Genomic DNA, 14942 nt, shown 5'->3' on the forward strand with positions numbered 1-14942 from the left:
CTACCGGATCAGTGTTACCGCTCCCTTCACCAACTGTGTACTGCCATCCAGGAACTCCACCGTAGCGAAATAAACATAGGTGCCCATCGGCGCCGGCTGTCCTCTCACATATCCATCCCATCCATAACTTCTGTCGTTGACAGGCGTATTATGCGCTTCAAATACTTTATTCCCTAAACGGTTGTAAATATTAAAATCTTTCAGCTGCTTGATATCCCAGCTGCCAATCACATAAAACCAATCATTTTGCCCATCACCATTCGGTGTAAAAGCATTCGGCATCGTTACGCCGAAACTGGTGGAGGTTTTAATATACACGGATGCCGTATCTGTACAATAATACTGGTTAGTAGTGGTAACGGTATATCGCATAGATGACGTTGCATTGGCAAGCGGCCAGGCACAGGTAGTACACGACAAACCACTGACCGGCGTCCAGGCATAAGACACTGCAGGCCCACCATCTACAAGTGCATGCAGATTCACCGCTGCTGGTCTTGGCAACTCTATCAGCGAAGGATTCAGACTAACAGTAAAAGGAGTATACGCCCTGTTTGCCTGGTTATTGGTATAATTCGTTTCATCCATCACAAAATTCGTTCGCCTGTTTACGATGGCTGCAATCTCATTGCTGTGCGGAGCAGAAAGCACTGTAGTGAAATTGCGGCAAACACCATCTGTAACAGGTGTATAAAATAAAGGGGATAATACTTTGGTTTGCTCACTGGATGGATCACCATTGTAAAAAGATACCGGCACCCCCGCCTGAATACTGTCATAGCCATTAGCCGTGCATACTCTGAATGTCACCAGGATATGATCATTATCGTAGCACGCTGTTTTCAACAGGTCAATGCTAAAATCAGGTGGAAAGATCCGTACGTATCGCTGATCTTTTATTATGCAACCATACTTATTCGTCAGCTGTACACCTACAAAGGCACTGTCTTTCATAGTTGCCCGTGGCGCTGCACAGGAATAGCAGCTCAGCGTGTAGGCGTTATCGTTCTGCCATAAAATATCTTTAGGTGTAAAGTCAGTCACCTTATAATACAATGGAAAATCTGCTTTCCTGAACACGATGGTATCCTGTGGAAACACGGCAACAACAGGTGCTTTATATTGCCAGCGCGTGGTGTTATTATCAGGATTCGATTCATTCAAACCCGTTTCAGGCGGATGTATTGTACGGTCCTTGTTCACAATGGCGTATACATTACCGGTAGTGCTTTGCTTAATATAATTGCCATAATCCGCACAGGCGCCGGTACTCTGTAATGGTGTCAAAAATCCATTTCCCAGCAGTACTGCTGCAGGATCAGCAGGAGACCGGTCATAAAACGCTACCGGCAACTGAGCAGGAATATTTCCTTTGGTATATAAATTACATAGGGAGAAGTCTACATGTAAACTATCGCCTTTGGCACAATCCACATTTTTCATCGCTACGGTATAATCATCCACTACCGGTATATGCAACGTAGCGGTAGTGCTGTCGTAGCAGGCATTTTGTGTATATGCCATCACCTTCACAGTGGTAACCGTATCCTTTCTGTAAGGCGCAGTAAAAGTAGCATCCACACAGTTCGTACAGCTAAGATAATCACCTGTCCATATAGCACTTTGCACGGTACCATTGGTGCCTTCAGGTTTCAACACCACCTGTTGTTCCGGTGTAAGCGTATAGTCTGCCGGATCTAATGCTACCTTAAATTTAAAGCCGTGTTTGATACTGATATTATTACCATAATTAGTTTCCACTAAAGGAGTATTCGGAAGTGCCAGTGGCAGCGTAGAACCATCATCATTCAACACTACCGCCAGGCTATCTATACCGGCACGACCCGCATCCACAATAGTAGATAACAGCGTGGTAGAGCACTTACCTTTGATATCCCCCGGTAAAGGCCAGGTGCCTAACTTTTGTGTACCCGGCTTACGGGGATCTCCGTCATAAAAAGATACCGGTGTATTTTTAGGAATGGTATGATAACCGAAGTTGTGGAAATATAACGTTACACGCACTTTGGTTTGCTGGTAACATTCTATTTTGGTCACATACACCGCACCATCTGCAGTAGGATCATCTACAATAATTTGTACTGCGTTGGAAGTATCAAAGCAAACACCATCGGTAGCGGCTAAACGAACATGATAGTTAGCGGGTATCTTAAACACATATTTCAGCTGTTCATCTGTGCTGACTACCTGCTCCACCATTCCCTTGTCATTGCTCATGAGCCAACTCCAGCTGGTGGCGTTACGGGAGCGGTTATTAAAATATACACTATCCAGTTCAATGCCGTCTTTGGACGCAATTTTTCTTTTGCTGGGCCAGAAGCGGGCTACTACGCCACAACTCACAGATATCACATCATTGGAGGTAGCGGAACAGCCACTCACGGTATTGGTTACACGGAGAATGATCTCGTAATTTTTTTTCTGGGTAACGGTCAGTTGCATAGTAGCCGCTGTACCGCTGGGAACACCATCTACCAGCCATTGGTAGGCATTTCCGCCAGTACCACTGCTGGTAAACGTCACCACGTTGCCTACCACAGGATAGTCGATATCCCGGGTAAAAGCCGCAACAATATTTTCGGCGCAGGGTTCATTACATACTGTACTGGCTAACATACCAGGCAACGCCACATCAATAAAGCTGTGCATACGTGCCGCCTGACCGGCCGTAAAGGAAAGGATACAACCAATGCCCTGCCCGTAATCCATAAAGTTATCCGGAAGATCCGGTACGTCTACGGTAAATCCGGATAAGGTATCTGTACTACAGGAATTTTGTGGTACCCCACAGGCATAGCCGCCTGTAATTGTTTTTTCAGGTGGGGTATCACATACCATGTCACCATCTGTGAGACAGTCATTATTTTTACAATCCCGGTTCGCGAAAGTATGTGCCAGGCTAAGGTAATGCCCCATTTCATGCGCCAGTACGCCTACACCAAGTCCTGCTACCACAATGTCTCCACCAGCGCTGGCATAACCGCCCATCTTCAGCCGGGTCCAGTTGCCACAGTCGAAATCCTGCATGTACTCCGACTTAATATCCGTTACTACCCATATATTCACATACCGCGCAGGATCCCATCTGCCAAGGGCGGTAAGGTCTCCTCCTTCCATTTCATTATCAAAATCCGATAAATAGGAATGGGTACGTACAATACCTGTGGTTTTGCCACCGTCCGGTGCTGTTTTAGCCAGGCAAAACTGAATTTTTGTATCGGTACGGGCGCCGGTAAATGCACCGGTTGCGGCATACGCGTCGTTTAATTCCTTCAGGGCGGCCAGTACAGCGGCGTCCGGATATGCGGTTGGGTCTTCATTGATAATATGAAATACCACTGGCAGTACCACGAGTCCGGGTGGCTTTACAGCTGCTCCCGGTACCCGGATATATTGTTTTTGTAAGATGGCCTTGTTAATGGCCCGTTCACGCGCCAGGAAAGACGCATCTTTCCTCCATAATTCCTCTAAGGCATCTGTGCCACAGGGGCGCACCGTAGCAGGCATTCCCTCCTGTGCTTTCAGGACAACAGGAAGTAATAGACACACCAATAACAGGGTGTACAGGTTTTTCAGAGCTGGCAAATGCATCAACGACAGATATATTAACGATGGCGCAAATATATATTCATTTTTATTAATCAGTAAACTTATTATGTGCTCCTTTAACTTTCGCTTCTTTGCGTTAATTACTATATTGACCACCTAAAACGCCAACATGGTCTTTCCAACTATCTATACAGATAATGCTGGTAGCATAACTACGCATTTTGACACCAATGGAGAATGCATGCAGCTGATGCTCCGGAACACCACATTTACCGGCGCTAATTTCGATGAGCTTTCTTTAGTAAATGAAACTGACCATATTGGCGAAGGCATCACGCTCGATCAATGGAAATGTATCACCAACTGTACATTTGATATCTCCATACCTGTAAGAATAAGAACACAACAGGTAGAAAAAATGGCCACGCTGTCCTTTCGGTTGCATCTGGAAAACGAAAAAATCACCTGGTATGACCAGCTTTCTTTCCGGATAGATGAGCATACCACCCTTCATTACCCGGACAAAAAAGGGGAATTTATCATGGAAGGCATGCTTCCTTACCTGAAGAAAGACCTCCCCGAAAATGTAACCCTGTTATGCTGTTTTGACTGTGCCTTTGCTCATTACTGGCCCGCAGGGAACAGCGCTTTCGGAGGTATGCGCTGCTATAAAAATCTCCAACACCAGGTCCTGCAAATAGCAGATAAAGGTGACTTAATGGACCTGGACCGCTTTCACGGGGATCAGGTACTGGCTACCCAGGAAACCTGGCATTGCAACGAATTCCGATTCCCCGCTCCCGACCAGTGGCGATACATATAAAAAGGGGCCGCCTGTAAACACAGCCGGCCCGATCCATCACCCTAAATAATATTAATACCGGAATGCTTCCCAACCGGAAGCAGTAGCACGATTACAGGTCATGGCCTGCGTACCGTTTTCGCAGGAAACATATTTACCATTATTACCCCGGAGAGAAATGGAACCATCTGTATTAACAACCCAGTCAAATTTTTCCCAGTCTCCCACAGTGGTGCGGCTACAGGTAATTGGATTTAACCCGTTTTCGGACGATACATACTTACCCTGGCTTTTCAGGGCTACTTTACCACCACCGGCATCTTCTACCACAAACTGTTCCCAGGCCTGGGCAGTAGCCCGGGTGCAGGTCATCGCCTGTGTACCATTTTCACCGCTCACAAAAGCATTATTAAATCCTTTCAGGGTAATCGTACTGCCAATAGGCGCAGTACCACCACCACCATTAGTGATAGAATATACCCTTACATAATCTACATACATGTTGGCGGGCAACTTGCTTTCATCAATGGTTTGTCCGGGAAAATCACCGCCCACGGCCATGTTGAGGATGATGAAAAACTGATTATGAAACTCTTCTGTGCTGTTAATATTATTCAGAATATTGGCCGCAGCAAACTGGTTGCCATCCAGGTACCAGCGGATGGAACTGGCATCCCACTCTACCGCATATACATGATAGTCCGTGATGCTGGTGCTGGTGTTGCCTCCATAGGACACATGCCCGTTGGCATCCCAGTGAATAGTGCCGTAAATGGTGTTGCTGGTGTTTACCTGCTCCATAATATCTATTTCACCACATTTGGGCCATCCAACTGTGCCAATGTTATTCCCCAGCATCCAGAAAGCAGGCCAGAGCCCCTGACCGGAGGCCAGCTTAATACGCGCTTCGATACGGCCATACTGTGTTGTAAAATGACCGGCGGTATTCATACGCGCAGAGGTATATGGCCAGCCATTCACGCTCTGCTTTTTCGCGGTAATCACCAGGTTGCCATTACTAACGGTGGCATTGGACGATTGGTAATATTGCTTTTCGTTATTAACCCCGGGGCCGGTTTCAAAAGACCATTTGGAGGTGTTAACACTGCTGCCGTCAAATTCATCTGACCAGATCAACTGGTAGGAAGCGGCAGCGGCCTGCACTGCAGCTGCAGCAGGTTTGGCGTTTAACGGTTGCAGGGAATCGGTTTTCTTAGCCTCTTTTGTACAGGAGGAGATAATGGTAGCCATTAACAGGAAGGAACCGATGCTAATGGTAAATAGTTTTTCTTTCATGGAATTTAGAATTGAAAAAAGGTGAACAAATAAGGGTCATGGATCAACGCGGAATATTTTTATCTAGTGGAGTAAATTTGCAGCTTGTTGCCTGGGTAACAAAATTTAGGGGTACGTCAAAAGTACGCGGGTGTTGTCTTTTTCAGGATAATCCTGAAAAAGACAACACCTGTTATTGCTTCACAAAAGTGATCCCACTGAAATGGCATCCCCCCTGCACAAATGCTACCCGCAATCTATTGGTGCCTTTTGCCAGTTGAATGTTCTTCAGTTCCACCAACTGCCATATTTTATCATTGCCCGGAACAGCGATATTAGTTGCCAGCACTTTACCGTTACCGGTAATAGTAAAACGCGCTCCAACGCTGTCGGTGTCTGCCCGCACTTTCACCTGCAAGGTATAAGTACCGGGACTAGTCACCTCCGCAGTATATTGCAGCCACTCTCCGTTTTCTATATTAAAAACAAAAAACTCATTGCCTTCTTTTTTAATATCCACCCCATCATTACGATACGCATAACCACGGTTGCCCTGTGTATTTACCCCCGGTGTATAATGATAGCTTGCCGTATCCATATCAGCATAGGCAGATAAATTTCTCCCTAAATCATAATCCACTGCCTGGATGACGGCTTTATCCCTGATGTAATGTTCCTTAAATGGGATCGCCTCCGCGGAATGTACCTGTCTGAACATGGCATCTGTTACGTCTTTGTGGTACATATTATTCTCCAGACGGGTATTACGCACAAACTCCGTTAATGCTTTCCAGGCATCATCTGCCGCAGGCGTGGCTCCCTTGCCACTCCAGTAATCCAGGATCGCCTGGTAGCCCGGGCTTACCTTAATCTCCAGCGGTTGATTACTGCCTATCTTTTTCAACTGCCACCATGCCCAGCCAATATCATTGCTTTCCACCATACGGATCGTATTGGTATACCAGTTATTGGAATTCTCTCCGGACTCTCCCAGCCACAAAGGCAGGTTATACTTTTCCCGCAGGTCCAGGAAATGCTGAATGGAAGACACCTGCGTGAAGTTGCCGTATTTATGAAAGCTCATCACCATATTATCGTCCCAGGCAGGCAACAGGCCATTGTAATTATTCCCGAACCCATTCCCCTCTATAATAATGATATGCTTTTTATCTACTTCCCGGATCGCTTTGGTGATGTCCTGCATCAACTGCTTCAAAGGCACATTCTTTGTTTCCCTCGTGCCCCGGGTATCTGCGGCATCTTCAAAGCCCCAGTTGGGTTCATTAATAATATCATAACCGCCTATCCAGGGCTCATTGGCATACCGCTCTGCCAGTTTCCGCCATAACGCAATGGTTTTACTACGGTTAGCTTCACTTTCCCAGAGAGATGGTTTTTCAGGATGTCTGTCGGAAATAGGCAGATCCTTCCCCTGCCCTCCCGGCGCAGCATGCAGATCCAGGATCAGGTACAGCTGATTCGCCCTGCACCAGCTCAGTAAGGAATCGGTCAGCGCAAAACCTTTGTCCAGCCAGGTATTTTGTCCGGGTACCGGTTCCTGGTCTACCGGCAACGTGTACAAATCAAAGTGCATGGGCAACCTCACTGAGTTAAAACCCCAGGCTGCCATGGAATCAATATCTCTTTTATTGGTATGACTGCTCAGCCACTCCTCATAAAAGGCCTGTGTTCTTTCCGGTCCTACCAGTTCCTGTATTTTTGCACGGATCTTATATTGCTGCCCGATATTACCCAGCCGGAACATATATCCCTCCTGCAACATCCAGCCCCCTAATCCCATTCCCCGTAGAATGACCTTTTCATTTTTCTCGTTTACAATAATATGTCCCTGTGTTTTCAGATACCCCTGCCCGTTAGTTTGCCCAACCAATGCAGCTAAAAAAATGAGTACCAGCCCGTGGAATTTCAGCATGATCATCTGTCTTTTAAAGAAAGACCAAGATCTATATTAAATAGGGAAAATTCATTTTTTCACCTACGTCATTTCTACTTCAAATTGCAATAACAGATTGATTATTAATCCAACTTCATTACTACTATACTACATCAACAAAAAAATTCTACTTTTAGTAAAACGCTTTTACATGAAGCCTTTTCTGTTGTTGGCACTTTTATTCCACGTAAGTTTCATTTATGCGCAAAACACCATTGGTCTACCCTCCATTGTTAACTACAGCAAAAACCAATACCAGGGCAACGGGCAAACCTGGGACATAGATATGGACAAACGGGGCATCCTGTACTTCGCTAATAACGAAGGACTGGTCACCTATAATGGTAACTACTGGAAACTATACCCTGTTCCCAATAATACGCGGCTACGCGCCGTAAAAGTGGCGCCCGATGGACGCATCTATGTAGGTGCGCAGGACGATTTCGGCTATTACTATCCGGATGCCAACGGCATACTCGCCTATACTTCTCTCAAAAAATATATTCCCGCCGGACAAACAGAATTTGCAGACATCTGGAATATTGCCCTGTATGACAATGCTGTTTACTTTAAAAGCAACAATAAAATATTTGAATGCCATAATAATAAGATACAGGTATACACCGCTCCTGTGGAATGGAAAATAATGGGTAGCACCGCCCATGGCCTCTATGCACAGGATCTGCGACAAGGATTGCTGAAACTGGTGGCGGGTAAATGGCAACCCGTTTGCAAGGAAAGCTACGGGCAACAACCATTAGTGACCGCATTCCTGCAGGAAGAAAATGATACCCTTCTTATTGCCACACTAAAAGACGGGCTGTATAAAATCAGCAGACAACAACTGATTCCCTGGCATACTGCCGCCGATGAAGTATTCCGCAACAGCCGTATCTACTGCGCCATCCCGCTGCAACATGGCCAACTGGCCATTGGCACCTTTTCCAAAGGTTGCTATATCATCAATGGCACAAACGGAAAAGTAGTACAGCAATTCAGCATGGACGAAGGACTCCAGAATAATAATGTACTAAAGCTGTTTACGGACCCTCAACAAAATATCTGGCTGGCACTGGATAATGGTATCGACCAGCTCCGTTATAATACCGCCATCAAACAAATTCAACCCGACAAACATAATTCCCTCACCACTTATGCTGCGCTGGTATTTAGCCACCGCCTGTATATCGGCACCTCCGATGGCCTCTACAGTACACCACTGGACAGCGTTACAGATATCAGTTTCTCAAAAGGCAATTTCCAACCCGTACCCAATACCAAAGGACAGGTATGGAATCTGACGGCCGTTCAGCAACACCTGCTTATGGCGCACCAGGAAGGCACTTTTGAAATCAGTGGCAACAAAGCAACGCCACTGCTGAAAGATGTTGGCTGCTGGACTTACCTGACGCTGGGTAACAGGATACTGACAGGCTGTTACATCGGTCTGGCCGCTATTCAATATAATAGTACAGCCGTTACCGTTACCCGGCACATCACCGGATTATTTGAATCCCTGCGTTTCCTCGCAGAAGATAATGCGCAACGCATCTGGTCCTCTCATCCCTATCGAGGCGTATATCAGCTCACGCTGAAAAGCGATACCGCCCTGCATTCGAAGCTTTTTACACAAAAAGATGGCCTCCCTGCTACCAACAATAATTATGTATTCCGCATTCAAAACAAAATGGTAGCAGGCACCATGCAGGGCATCTACGAATATGAAGAAGCGAAACAGCAATTCGTCCCTTCCCCTTCCCTCTATCCATTGTTACAGGCCCGCAGTATACAATACCTGAAAGAAGATAGCAGTGGCAGGATCTGGTTTGTGTCCGATAAAAAACCAGGCGTCATAGACGCTGCTCACAAAACCGTGACCTGGTTTCCGGAACTGACAGGAAAAATTGTAGGTGGCTTTGAATTCATTTACCCTTATAATGACGAAAATATTTTCTTTGGAGGAGATAAAGGCATTTATCATCTTAATTATAAAAAATACAACAACCATGGCAACCGACTCTCGGTACTACTGGGACAAATAAAAGCCACCAGTAAAAAAGACACCCTCTTATTTGGTGGCTATGCGGTGCAGGATCCAAAACAACGGGTAACGCTCCCTAATGCATACAATAGTTTTCATTTTGAATACACCGCACCGGCGGCTGAACAAGGTAACAATATCACTTACAGCTATCAACTGTCGGGATTCGATAAACAACCCGGAGAGTGGACCAGCAAAACAGAAAAAGAGTATACTAACCTGCCCTATGGCCATTATACTTTTTCCGTAAAAGCAAAAGATAATCTTGGCAATATCTCTCCTGCAGCTACATACACCTTTACCATTTTACCCGCCTGGTATCAAACCTACACGGCATGGGTACTGTACCTATTGTTGCTGGCGGGTTTCATCTACTTCCTGTATGGCCGTCAAAAAAAGAAATTTGCTGCGCAAAAAGAAAAGCATGAGCAGGAACAACAGCACCTCATTTTTCAGCATCAGCTGGAACTGGAAAGAAATGAAAAGCAACTGATCCAGCTACGCAATGAAAAACTGGAATCTGATGTACAGCATAAAAACAAAGAACTGGCAACAGCTACCATGCACCTGGTGCAGAAAGGCAAGCTGCTATCCAATATCCGGGAAGAATTTATTCAGAGCGTAAAAAAAACAAACGATGCTTCCACATTGCCTTCTTTCAAAAAAGTAATGCGGTTGTTTGAAGAAGCAGAAAATAACGAAGAAGACTGGGCCCAGTTTTCACAACATTTCGATGAAGTCCATAACAACTTCTTACGCACCCTGAAAAAATTATTTCCTGAACTCACCACTACCGATCTCAAGCTATGTGCTTATCTGCGCATTAATTTAACAACGAAAGAAATTGCACAGTCCATGGGTATATCCGTACGTGGCGTGGAAACCAGCCGATACCGGCTACKCAAAAAACTGAACATTGCAGGTGAAACACCCCTCTATGATTTCCTGATTGACATCAAAGCTTCATAAAAACATAACAAGATCTTTACAGGGATCAGACAATCAGGCCGGGATTGCATCGCTTTTTCTGTTTATTTTTGCGGTGCATTTTTTAAAGAGATATTTACCTTGGCCAACGAACTCTCCAGAGCGAAATACATTTCGCTTATACTTATATTAGGTACACTTACTGCATTAGGACCATTTTCCATTGACATGTACCTGCCCGGCTTTCCGGCAATAGGTAAGGATTTAGGTGTAGACCCTACGCGGGTGGCACTCTCCCTTTCCAGTTTCTTCATCGGCATTTCAGCCGGCCAGTTATTGTATGGCCCGCTGCTGGACCGTTTCGGAAGAAAGAAACCACTTTATATAGGATTGATCCTTTATGTGATATCCTCTATCGGATGTATTTATGCGTCTACCCTGGACAGCCTGATCATCCTGCGGTTTGTGCAGGCCATCGGTAGCTGTGCTGCTGCTGTGGCGTCTGTAGCCATGGTGCGTGACCTGTTTCCCGTAAAAGAAAACGCGAAAGTATTTGCACTGCTCATGCTGGTAGTAGGTACCTCTCCCATGATAGCCCCTACAGTAGGTAGTTATGTAACCAGTGCCTTTAGCTGGCATGCCGTATTCCTCATACTGGGCGCTATGGGTGCGCTGATCCTGTTGGCCACCATTTTCTGGCTGCCGGAAAGTTTCAAGCCAGACACGTCTATGTCGCTCAAGCCCAGGCCCATTATCAATAACTTCCTTGCGGTAGTAAGTGAGCCACAGTTTTATACGTATTGCTTTGCAGGTGCCATCTCTTTTTCAGGCCTGTTTGCTTATGTATCCGCGTCTCCACAGGTTTTCATGGACATCTATAAACTAAGCGATAAAGCCTATGGCTGGATCTTCGCCTTCCTGTCTGTCGGCCTCATTGGCTCCAGCCAGGTGAATAGCCTATTATTAAAACGTTTCACCAGCCAGCAAATAGTGCCGGTGGCATTGGTCGGCCAAACCATTACTGGTCTTATTTTCGTGATATGTGCCTGGAACAACTGGTTATCGCTGCCGGGCATCATCGCGCTCCTGTTTGCATTCCTTTGCTGTCTGGGCTTTATCAATCCCAATACAGCCGCTTTATCACTGGCACCTTTTACTAAAAATGCCGGTAGTGCTTCGTCCCTGATGGGTGCTATCCAAATGGGTATCGGTTCCCTGGCATCTACGGTAGTGAGCTTATACAATACGCACACGGCTACTCCAATGGCAGTAACCATGTGCGGATCTTCTTTTGTAGCATTACTGATTTTAGTGATTTGCAGCAGGAATATCAAAACAGCGGTTACTGCTGCGCCTGCAGCTGCTGCGATGGCCCATTAAACCATCACGGCGCCGCCGTCTACCACAATGATCTGCCCGGTGCTGAAGCCTTCACGCATCAGGTATAAATAGGTTTGTGCAATATCTGCCGTTTCGCCTACGCGGCCTACCGGCAATGCCGCTGCCGCCTGTGCATACATCGCTTCACGGTCGGCCTCCGCCATCCCCGCCCACAGGTCGGTTTTCACAATACCCGGAGATACGGCATTCACACGTATAGGCGCCAATTCCATGGCCAATACACGGGTGAGTCCGTCCATGGCGCCACAGATACATGCGCCCGCTGCCCAGCCTTTCTGTGGCCTTAAACTGGCGATGCCGGTAGTCAATACTACCGACCCACCCGGCAAAATATGTGGACTGCCGTATTTCACGGCATTCATAGCACCCAGAAAACGTAACTGTAAAGCCTCCAGCATGTCAGCACTATTGAAATCAGCCACCTGCCCGAATGGAAAAGGACCTCCCGCTGTAAATACCAGGTGATCAAAAGCACCGGCACCATTAAAGAAATCACGTACAGCTGCTTCATCACGCAGATCCAAGGCAACACCCTGCGCCGTATCAGGCAAAGTAGCCAATGCCTTATTTACCCGTTCCTGGTTACTGGAAACAATGACCACCAGGGCGCCTTCTGCCGCTGCTGCCTGCGCCGTAGCCAAACCAATACCTGCTGAGCCACCCAATACCATCACCTTTTTTCCTGTCAGATTTGTACTCATAACCTTTTGTTTTTTATGAATACAAAATTCGTGTGTGGCAGGATGATGGCATTTACCAAATGGTAAAAACGATATTAAGCAGTATAGTTTTTCCGGATCCTGCTGAGCGATTGTTGGGTAATACCCAGGAAAGAAGCAATGGTACTTAAAGGTACGCGCGCCGCGATGTCCGGCTCCTGTTGCATAAAATGACGGTAACGCTGCGTAGCATCCAGCCCGGTATACTCGTTCCGGGTCTCTATCTTTTCCATCAGCACCCGCTGGTTAATAGTAGTGATCAGTGATTGCAGATAAGGGATCTTTTCGTATAACCGCAACAGTTGCTCCCTGTGCATCACTGTCAGCTCCGCTTCACATGCAGCTTCCAGCCTATAGGTGGCGGGCGTCTGCCGGGAAAAACTATCGAGTACAGTAGCGCATCTGTATTCTTTCAGGAAAAACAGGGTAATATCTTCTCCTTCCTCTGAATGCTTCACCAGGCGTAACACACCTTTGCTGATAAAGAATATTTCTTTCGCTACTTTGCCTTCTGCCAGCAGCACGGTCCCTTCTTTTACGGTACGTGTGCTTAGACTGGCAGATAACAACTCCCAGTCAGCCGCCGTAACGGGGTGCAACAATTGAAGATAATCGTGAAAAGATCCGGCAGTTATCATAGCAACTAATTTCTTTACAATATTATACAGAGAATTTGAAAATCCTTCCGCTATCTTTTACCTTTGAATCTTTTTATGAAGATACCAGCGTTTGCCCTGCTCCTGCTCTCCTTTACCGCCCATGCACAATCATTCAAACCATTAGCGGATAGCATCCGGAAAGCCTGTGATATTCCGGCACTCGGTTACGCCGTGGTGTCGGCAGACAGTATCCTGGAAATGGAAATGCTGGGAAACAAAAAAGAACATACACCCGCCACACTGAACGACCGATTCCGTATAGGCTCCAACACCAAAGCCATTACAGGTATGGTGGCTGCACTGCTGGTAAAAAAACGACTGATTAAATGGGATACCCCTTTCTTCTCCCTATTTCCTGAACTGAAAAACGGCAGCAACACCGCCTATCAGCATATCACCCTGCTACAGGCCCTTACCTTCCGCAACAAGCTCCCCCGCTATACGTACACCAACGCTGCCCCCGCAAAGGAACAGATCCGCGGTAATGAAACACAGCAACGTTACGCCTTTGTAAAATGGCTATTACAACAACCACCGGTAACAGATACGGCTACACTCAATCTCACCAATGCCGGCTATGCGTTGGCCGGGCTGATGCTGGAAAAGGTATCGCATAAAACCTATCCACAACTGATAGCTGCGCTTGGGCAACAATTACACATTCATTTCGCCTTTGGAACCCCTAATTACCCCGATAGTACCCAAACCTGGGGCTATGATGCCAACGGGCATACAGAGGCGCCTGCCAGCAACTATAAACTCAACTGGCTGATGGCGGCAGGCAACATCAATATCACCCTCCCCGATTACGCCCGGTACATACAGGAACAACTAAAAGGGCTCAACGGCAACTCCACCCTGCTCCGGGCAGATGAATTTGCCTTTCTCCATTACGGCCTGCCAAAGTTCGCCGTAGGCTGGTTCTGGCAAACCAACGATGCCAGGCACCTGCAATCCGAAAACACCGGTAATCCCGGCACCTTTATCACAGAAGTACATATTATCAAAGCGGCCAACAGGGCCTATATCTTCTTTACCAATGTGCAACGCGATAATGTATATGAAGGGTTAGCGCACCTGCGGGTAGCACTGGAAAAGCACTACGGCTATTAAAGGGAAATCGTATCTTTATCATCTCCCAAAAAAATAACACCCATGGCACACAATGAAAAACTGGCTGACCGTGTTCGTGAAATTCTCGCTGCAGCTACCAGCAATGTAGAAGAAAAGAAAATGTTCGGCGGACTCTGTTTTATGGTAAACGATAAAATGTGCGTGGGCGTGCGTCCCGAAAGAATAATGGTAAGAATAGATCCCGCCACCTCCGACGCGGTGCTGGAAGCAACACCCGATGCCAAGGTAATGGTACATGGCGGTAAAGAAATGAAAGGATTTATTTTTATAGACGAATCAGCACTGACTACTAAAAAACAACTACTTCATTGGATTAAAATGGCATTAGAATTTAATGCAAATGCTAAGTCTTCAAAGAAAAAGTAATCCGAAACCGCCGGTCAGATAATGATTTGCCACATTTTTTTCTATCTTTAAAGCCCTCCGGAAAAATTGTAGCATCATTAGGAACCTGATTTTT

At 46.4% G+C, this 14942-nt stretch carries 10 protein-coding genes; 5 read left to right on the top strand and 5 right to left on the bottom strand.

Annotation, left to right across the window (positions count from 1 at the left end; genetic code table 11):
• Nucleotides 1-3612 carry a T9SS type B sorting domain-containing protein gene (locus AC1DCV_RS07145; RefSeq protein ID WP_477022550.1) on the bottom strand — a complete coding sequence of 1204 codons (3612 nt, stop codon included), beginning with the start codon at nucleotides 3610-3612 and terminating at the stop codon, nucleotides 1-3.
• Nucleotides 3613-3739: 127 nt separating this feature from the next.
• Between AC1DCV_RS07145 and AC1DCV_RS07150 the strand changes: the two genes are divergently transcribed.
• Nucleotides 3740-4393: a DUF6304 family protein gene (locus tag AC1DCV_RS07150; RefSeq protein WP_477022551.1), complete on the top strand. Its 654-nt coding sequence runs from the start codon at nucleotides 3740-3742 to the stop codon at nucleotides 4391-4393.
• A gap of 51 nt (nucleotides 4394-4444) precedes the next feature.
• Here AC1DCV_RS07150 and AC1DCV_RS07155 read toward each other — a convergent pair whose 3' ends face one another.
• Both AC1DCV_RS07155 and AC1DCV_RS07160 read right to left on the bottom strand, forming a co-directional pair.
• Entirely contained in the window at nucleotides 4445-5668 is a 1224-nt protein-coding gene (locus tag AC1DCV_RS07155) for a family 16 glycosylhydrolase (protein WP_477022552.1), read from the bottom strand.
• Between the two features lie 172 nt (nucleotides 5669-5840).
• A complete protein-coding gene (locus AC1DCV_RS07160; protein WP_477022553.1) occupies nucleotides 5841-7580 on the bottom strand; it encodes a cellulase family glycosylhydrolase in 1740 nt (579 codons plus the stop codon).
• A gap of 172 nt (nucleotides 7581-7752) precedes the next feature.
• Here AC1DCV_RS07160 and AC1DCV_RS07165 point away from each other — a divergent pair, with 172 nt between their 5' ends.
• Both AC1DCV_RS07165 and AC1DCV_RS07170 read left to right on the top strand, forming a co-directional pair.
• On the top strand, nucleotides 7753-10611 hold the full coding sequence (locus tag AC1DCV_RS07165) for a ligand-binding sensor domain-containing protein (protein ID WP_477022554.1): 2859 nt from the start codon (nucleotides 7753-7755) through the stop codon (nucleotides 10609-10611).
• 99 nt (nucleotides 10612-10710) lie between these two features.
• Entirely contained in the window at nucleotides 10711-11949 is a 1239-nt protein-coding gene (locus tag AC1DCV_RS07170) for a multidrug effflux MFS transporter (RefSeq protein WP_477022555.1), read from the top strand.
• Here the strand turns inward: AC1DCV_RS07170 and AC1DCV_RS07175 are convergent.
• The gene (locus AC1DCV_RS07175) at nucleotides 11946-12671 is read right to left on the bottom strand and encodes an SDR family oxidoreductase (protein WP_477022556.1); all 726 of its coding nucleotides are present in this window, start codon (nucleotides 12669-12671) and stop codon (nucleotides 11946-11948) included. The genes AC1DCV_RS07170 and AC1DCV_RS07175 overlap by 4 nt on opposite strands.
• Before the next feature lie 74 nt (nucleotides 12672-12745).
• On the bottom strand, nucleotides 12746-13327 hold the full coding sequence (locus AC1DCV_RS07180; protein WP_477022557.1) for a Crp/Fnr family transcriptional regulator: 582 nt from the start codon (nucleotides 13325-13327) through the stop codon (nucleotides 12746-12748).
• A gap of 75 nt (nucleotides 13328-13402) precedes the next feature.
• Between AC1DCV_RS07180 and AC1DCV_RS07185 the strand changes: the two genes are divergently transcribed.
• Together AC1DCV_RS07185 and AC1DCV_RS07190 are read left to right on the top strand one after the other, a co-directional pair.
• Complete coding sequence (locus tag AC1DCV_RS07185) at nucleotides 13403-14461, top strand: serine hydrolase domain-containing protein (protein ID WP_477022558.1); 1059 nt, start codon at nucleotides 13403-13405, stop codon at nucleotides 14459-14461.
• 42 nt (nucleotides 14462-14503) lie between these two features.
• The gene (locus tag AC1DCV_RS07190) at nucleotides 14504-14848 is read left to right on the top strand and encodes a TfoX/Sxy family protein (protein WP_477022559.1); all 345 of its coding nucleotides are present in this window, start codon (nucleotides 14504-14506) and stop codon (nucleotides 14846-14848) included.
• The last annotated feature ends 94 nt before the right edge of the window (nucleotides 14849-14942 follow it).

This window comes from Chitinophaga sp. 10T418, assembly GCF_056394125.1.